Source organism: Armatimonas sp., assembly GCF_031410135.1.
Lineage (GTDB): Bacteria > Armatimonadota > Armatimonadia > Armatimonadales > Armatimonadaceae > Armatimonas.
This window is the reverse complement of record NZ_JANNYP010000511.1, coordinates 1-6,761: the sequence shown is the minus strand read 5'-3', so window position 1 is coordinate 6,761 and position 6,761 is coordinate 1. Positions and strand designations below refer to the sequence as shown.

The following is a 6,761-nucleotide window of genomic DNA, read 5'->3' as shown; positions in this document are numbered from 1 at the left end:
GTCCCCCCGCCGGGCGGGGGTTAGGGGGGAGAAACAGCTCGTAGTAGATCTCGGACTCCTCGGTGCCGTCGTGCCAGGTGTGTAGCTCTCGGTGGGTCTCGCAAAAGCCAAATGCCTGGTTGGCGTGCATCGAGGGCAAGTTCGACGCACGGTGCCCGACGACCAAGCGCGTAAAACCCTGCTCACGTGCCCAGTTGAGGCGTGCCTGGTAGAAGAGCCGCGAGATTTTTTGCCCCCGGTAGGCAGGCTTGAGGTAGCTCGCGATACACATCGCCGTGCTTGGATCGTCGCGGTGGGCAAGTACACCCGTTAAGCCGACCCGCGACTCGCCATCGTAGAGCAGAAAGATGGCCCGGCCTGGCCCGGTGCTCCACGCTCGCCACTGGGCTTCGTCGTAGTTACTCTCACGGGCGAAGCTGCTCCCAAAGACCCCCGGCTCGGACTGGAGTGCCTCTAGGCGAATGGCCTTTACGGCTTCCCAGTCGTCGTGAGTGGCGAGCTTTAGGGTCATCGGAGAGCCTCCTCTAAGCTGCGCCAGCGGGCGGCTTGCTCGGCGGCGGGGATAGATTTCTTGTCCCAGCGGCGCAGGGTCTCGGCGCGCCAGGCACGAGGGATGTTCTCTTCGTACTCGGCAATCCACAGGCAGGCGGCGCGGAGCTTTTCCCGGAGCCGCTCACCTTCTTCTTCCGTTGTGGGGTAATGAATCTCGGCATCACGCACCGTCCAGATATCCGGCGTGGTTTCCGAGGGCGCGAGGCGGATTTTGAAGTCTTTTCGCAAGAGCCACAGGCCGTCGTAGAACAGGCCAAAGGCCCAGAGCGTGGCGGGGGGCTGGCAGTAGCGTGAGAGGTCTTTCTCCGTCTCGTGGCGCTCGCGGACAAAGCCATGGGTGAGGAGAAGATTGCCCTCCGCATGGCGAATATCCTGCCCCCAGCACCAGCACTGCTGATCTAGGAGCAGGCTCCCCTCCCGAATTGCTTTTGGTGGCACCCGCCAGATGGCCCCCATTGCCTAACGGCGCTTTGTCGTCGCGGCGGCGGTCGTTTTTTTCGTCGCCTGAGCACGCCGCAAAGTAAGCTGACGCTTGACAGTGCTTAGTTGCTCCTGGAGAGCCAGGATGATCTCGTTGTTAGGGCCGTACTGACTCTTTCCTGTGGCAAGTTCTTGCTCCAAAAGGCTGGCTTGAAGCTCTAAAACCGCCACAAGTGGATCGCCGGTGGAGGCGAGATTGAGGCTGGCAATCGTGGGGTTCTTGGGCATGTTGTTGGTGACATGCACCTGAGCAGGCGCGATATTGACTTGGGGCGGGGCAGGTGGCGCAGTAGGGGCAAGCCTCAAAATCCAGACACCATTCTGGCGAACCTCGACATGAATCGGCTTGTCGGCGGCGGCGAGCAGGAGCTCAATGGCTTCGTTGAGCTTTAGCGGCTCCAGGTCTACTGTGAAGCTGACTTTTCCTTCGATACCTGGGCCAAGGATGTAGGGAACTTTTTGCTTTTCAAAGAGTGTGGTCAGGGCCTCACGCAGCGATGTTTCTGTGCGAGTGGTCGCGGTGAGCTTGGGTGTGGGCTCCTGCGCCTGTGCAAGAACCGGAAGCGTCGGAGTCAGTGCCAGGATGGCGAGAGAGAGAAAACGGGACATAGCAAACCTCCTGAGTGTATAGGATGGTAACCGAGGAGAGAAGTTTCAGGGCGATTCTATTTTCCCCTGACTCACAAACTCCTCGCGGCTGAGAGAGCCATCTTTGTTGGTGTCGAAGTTTTTAAAGCGTGCCTCGGCTTGTTTGGGATTTGTCTGGTTGCTGGGGCCTTTGAGAAACTCTTCCAGGCTGAGCTTGCCATCTTGGTTGGTGTCTTTCTGGTCAAAGAGGGCGTTGCGTGTACTAGTATTCTGCGTGGGCACGGTGGGCTTGGCTGTTTTGACCACATCCGCCCCGCTTGGGACGGCGTCTTTGAGAAAGGCGTCAAGGCGCAGGCGCAGCTCCTTAACTTTCTCGGGGTGCGACGCGGCGAGGTTGTTTTTCTCGCTGATATCGTCGGCGAGGTTGTAGAGCTCCAGCTTGCCTGTCGGCTTTTCGCTGGCGCTGCCTTCCTCAGCGTCTGCCTCCGACGCGCCGACGAGCAGCTTCCAGTCGCCTCTACGTAGTGCGACGGTTCCGGGTTTCGTGCCCGCCAGCAGAATGGCATCATGGGGCGAGCGTGCTTTTTTCGTGAGCACAGGCCAGATGTCGAGGCCATCCACAGGGAGCTTCTGGGGAGAGGTTGCCCCCGTGAGCTTGACGAGAGTTGGCAGCCAGTCTACGGCATGAAGCGGCTCGTGGATGGTCTGTCCGGCAGGAATTCTGCCGGGCCATGTGGCGAAAGAGGCGGCGCGGATCCCCCCCTCGTAGATCGTGCCCTTGCCCGCACGGAGCGGCGTGTTCATGGTCACTTTACCCGGTCCTGGCCCACCGTTGTCGCTGGAGAAGATAATCAGCGTGTTCTTGCGGAGCCCTTTCTCGTCAAGCGTGGCGACGACCTGCCCGATGGCCTCGTCCACAGCGGCGAGCATTCCTGCAATCGTCCGGCGGGGCTTGGGCAGGCTGGCGTAGGGTTTCTCGTAGCTCTCAGGCACCTGGTGCGGCGCGTGAATCCCGTTGAAGGGCAGGTAGAGAAAGAGGGGCTTGTCTTTCGGTTGCTCGCGGATCAGGCGGCTGGCTTCTTTGGCGACCAGGTGCGTAGAGTAGCCCTCTTCTTGGAGCGGCTTATCGTTGCGGTACCAGTCGGGCTTGCCGTCACGAAGATGCGTGAAGTAGTCAATCGCGCCAAAGAGATGGCCGTACTGATGATCAAAGCCGCGCCGCGTCGGGGTGTAGCTGGGCTGGTAGTCACCCAGGTGCCACTTTCCGCAGATCGCGGTGGTATAGCCGACCTCATGCAGGGCTTGTGGAAGCAAGCGCTCCGTGAGGGGAAGGCCCCAGGGCGCGTTGGGCCGGACAATGGTGTAGACTCCGGTGTGCGTGGCATAGCGCCCCGTCATGAGTGCCGAGCGCGTGGGCGAGCAGACCGGCTGCACGTAGAACGACTTCAGGATCGCGCCCTCTTTGGCGAGCTTGTCTATATTCGGCGTTTTGATGTCCTTGCCGCCGTTAAAGCCGCAGTCGGCGTAGCCTAGATCGTCCACCAAAAAATAGATGATATTCGGCTTCTCTGTCTGCGTCGCCACCGGGCGTGAGGCGAGCAAGAGAAGGGGCAGGAGAAGTGCATTCATAGCCCTATTGTGCCTGAAAGAACACGTCCAGCGCAACCGTAACCAAATAGCCCCAAATTGCGTTACAGTACACGTATGAACCGCCGTAATTTTCTCTGCTTTCTTGGCCTTGGGGCCGTCGCCCTGACAACCACGGCCACTCTCGCCCGCCGCCAGAGCCGCTCACGCCCACCGCGCATTGTCACCACCAAGACCAACGCCTATCTCATCGGCAAGATCGAACCCGTGCTAACTGGCAAGATTGAAGAGGTTGCCCCCGCGCCAACAGGCCGCTACGCTATCATCACCCAGGATCTACGTCCCGAGCCCACGGACGATGTCAAAGAGCCTTTTGGGGAGCAAAAACTCTGGGTCTACGATGCACTTCGTCGCACCACCAAACTCTTTCATCGTGTGCAAGACGACAGCGTAAAGGGAATCCAGCATCGTATGGGCGGAGCTATCTGGTTCCCCGATTCAAAGAAAGTCATTCTTCAACAAGTAAGCGGCCCTACTCTTTTAGAAGAGAAATCCCTGCTCTCTTATGCTTTAGGACTTATGGATGTAGACCGTAGCGCCGTTCGCTGGCTGACTCCGCCGACAAATAAAATGCTAAGCATTCAGGGTCTTCCTGGTATCCCTGTTTTACTTTGCCAGGAAATCGGAGCAGAGTTCGAGCCAACGAAACGGTATTGCTTTCTCTCATCCGATGGCGTTTTTGGCCCTATGTTTACGATAGGTGGCGAGAGTCCGTTGTTTCCGAGTGGGTTGAGTGTGGACCGTAAGAGCCTGCTCTTTATGAATACCACTTTTCGGCGTGTTGTGGGCCAGGAAAAACCGCAGCGTGAGGATCACTGGTACGCGGTGCGGCTCAGTGATACACAGGTGACAGCGCTGAAAGAGAAGCCACAAGATAGAATTCCCTTCTCCAAAGCAGATACGAAGCCCAAACTTCCCTTGACGATCGCGGCAGACACGGCTAAGCTCACCGGAGGAGCTGGACGCATCGCAAATACCAACGCACTCTGGCTTGAGGCAATCGAGCCTGGCCCGGAGAAAAAATTCAACCGCGCTCTGGTCGCCGCCGAAGCGGACTCACAAAGTGTGCAGCTTCTAAACGATCTCTCCGCCGTGCTCTACACCCACGACGATGCTCTCTACGCCGCCCCGATTGCGAGTCTTGACCGGGTGGCGTTTGAGAAGATGATGAAGCAGCTGGCGATCAGTAATGCCAAGCAGACGGGGCTTGCGCTGATGATGTACGCCCAGGACTACGACGAGAACTTTCCACACGATCCGGGCAATGTCAAAGAGGCGATCTTCCCCTATATCAAGGACAATGACACCCTGGCCGAATTTGTCTACACCTACAAAGGTCCCTTAGATCTAGGCAAGGTAGAGAAGCCCTCTGAGACGGCGATGGGCTATATTCCGAGCCCCGGAGGTCGCGCTGTGGTCTATGCCGACGGTCACGTAAAATGGGAGCCGACGCCCGAAAAATAGAGATTTCTTAGGTACAATAGGGTCATGCGGATCGCAGATCGGCTGGCAGCAACACGACGGACAGTGGGACGGGAAGCAGAGACGGTGCTCTTTACAGCGGCGCTTGCAGCTGCCGAGCTACCGTTTTGCGTTCTGAGTGTTTTTGGCCCAGGAGGCGTGGGCAAGACAACCCTGCTACGGCGCTGGGCAAGTCTCTGCGCGGAGCAAGGGGTGGTCTTTACGAGCCTGAGTGGGCGCGAGCTAGAGCCAACCCCCGAAGGCTTTCGTGCGGCGCTACGCTTGGCGGGGTTTGACGAGACCACAACCGTACGTCGGGTACTTTTCGTGGATGGCTATGAGGCAGCTCAATCGTTGGAGGGCTGGCTTCGGGGGGTGTTTCTACCCTCGCTTTCGGGGGAGACCCTTGTGGTGCTGGCGGGGCGGAAACCTGTCGCTCCTGCATGGCGCTCCGACCCGCAGTGGCAAGGTCTGGTACGCACGCTGCCCCTGCGCAACCTTAGCCCCGATGAGAGCCGGGAGTTCCTCCAGCGCAACGGCATCCCCGAGGAAATTCATGAGGCGCTCTTGGCGGCAACCCACGGCTACCCGCTGGCACTCACTCTGGCTAAAGAGGTCTTCGAGCAGCGCGGGGCAGAGGCCTTTGCGACCCCCGAGCCCTCGCCCGATCTGGTACAGGGGCTGATCGAGCGCTTTCTGGACGAGACCCCGACGCCACAGCACCGCGCGGCGCTGGAGGCTGCCGCCCTGATCCGGGTGACGACTGAGCCGATCCTGGCGCGCTTGCTAGAGCTGTCCGAGGACGAAATCCGACCTGTCTTTGACTGGCTCTGTGGCCTCTCTCTACTGGAGAGTGCACGTCCTGGTGTCTCCCCGCATCCGGTCGCCCGTGATGCCCTGGTTGCCGACCTGCGCTGGCGCAACCCGGATCGCTGGGCACTGCTCCACCGCCGTGCCCGCAGCTACTACAGCGAGCAAATTGCCCTTGCCAGCGACCGAGAGCAGCAGCGCCTGCTCTGGGACTATGTCTTTCTCCATCGCGACAATCCCATCGTGCAGTCCGCCTTTGCCTGGGAAGATGCTGGTGCCTATGCCGACACGCCCCGCCCCGAGGAAAAAGCCTTACTGCAAAGCTGGGTGGAGCATCACGAAGGTCCCGAAGCGGCGGCGATGTTCGATCGCTGGTGGAGCCATCCCGCGCAGACAACCCTGGTCTTCCGGGGTGGCGAGGGCAATGCCCCAATGGGCTTTGTGCTCTGGTTGGCGCTGGATCGGGTGAGCGTGGCGGACCGGGCACACGATCCGCTGGTGGCTAAGGCACTTGAGTTTTTAGAGTCCTCCGCTCCCCTGCGCCCCGGAGAGACGGCCACACACTTCCGGTTCTGGATGGCCCATGACACCTACCATGCCGTCTCTGCGGTTCAAAGCCTGGTGATGGTCAATACCGTGCGCCACTATCTGATTACCCCACGCCTTGCCTACAGCTTTTTCCCTGTGCACAGCCCCGAGCACTGGGAGCCCGTCTTTGCCTATGCGGAGGCGAAGCGCTGTCGGCCCGCGGAACTTGGGGGACTTGGTGTCTTCTCGCACGACTGGCGTGTCCAGCCTCCCAGCGAGTGGCTGCGGGTGCTGGGGGAAAAAGAAGAGGGACGTGGTGGGGGAGTGCGCCCCATGCCTGTGGAGACCTACTTGGTGCTCAGTAAGCCCGAGTTTGAGGCAGCTGTCCGTGAGGCTCTCAAGTATCTGGATCGCCCCGAGTCACTCGTCACCAGCCCCCTCTTGCGCTCACGCGTGGTGGGGGAGCGCTCCCGTGGGGTAGAGACCGCGCCCAAAGAGCGCGCGGCCGTTCTGCAGAGTCTGATCCGTGAGATGGCACTGGGACTCCAAGGTCACCCCAAGCGTGAGCGAGCCTACCGCGCTCTGCTCCACACCTACCTACGCCCCGCCCCCACGCAAGAAAAGGCCGCTGAGCTTCTTGATCTGCCGTTTAGTACCTACCGCCGTCATCTTGCCGAAGGAATCGCGCTGCTCAC

At 59.9% G+C, this 6,761-nt stretch carries 6 protein-coding genes; 2 read left to right on the top strand and 4 right to left on the bottom strand.

What is annotated here, in order from left to right; all coding sequences use genetic code 11:
- The 4 genes from RMO15_RS18965 to RMO15_RS18950 form a co-directional block, all read right to left on the bottom strand.
- The coding region (locus RMO15_RS18965) for a GNAT family N-acetyltransferase (protein ID WP_309715336.1) at window positions 1–511 on the bottom strand (511 nt) is incomplete at its 3' end.
- Window positions 508–990: a hypothetical protein gene (locus RMO15_RS18960; protein WP_309715333.1), complete on the bottom strand. Its 483-nt coding sequence runs from the start codon at window positions 988–990 to the stop codon at window positions 508–510. The genes RMO15_RS18960 and RMO15_RS18965, both read right to left, overlap by 4 nt.
- Window positions 991–1,011: 21 nt before the next feature.
- Entirely contained in the window at window positions 1,012–1,641 is a 630-nt protein-coding gene (locus RMO15_RS18955; protein WP_309715330.1) for a hypothetical protein, read from the bottom strand.
- 45 nt (window positions 1,642–1,686) lie between these two features.
- Window positions 1,687–3,249, bottom strand: coding sequence for a sulfatase-like hydrolase/transferase (locus RMO15_RS18950; protein ID WP_309715327.1), 1,563 nt, complete (start codon window positions 3,247–3,249; stop codon window positions 1,687–1,689).
- Window positions 3,250–3,324: 75 nt separating this feature from the next.
- On the opposite strand from RMO15_RS18950, the gene RMO15_RS18945 reads away from it, so the two are divergent.
- Together RMO15_RS18945 and RMO15_RS18940 are read left to right on the top strand one after the other, a co-directional pair.
- Window positions 3,325–4,731, top strand: coding sequence for a hypothetical protein (locus RMO15_RS18945; RefSeq protein WP_309715325.1), 1,407 nt, complete (start codon window positions 3,325–3,327; stop codon window positions 4,729–4,731).
- A gap of 24 nt (window positions 4,732–4,755) precedes the next feature.
- Window positions 4,756–6,761: hypothetical protein (locus tag RMO15_RS18940; protein ID WP_309715323.1), on the top strand; the 2,006-nt coding region annotated here is incomplete at its 3' end.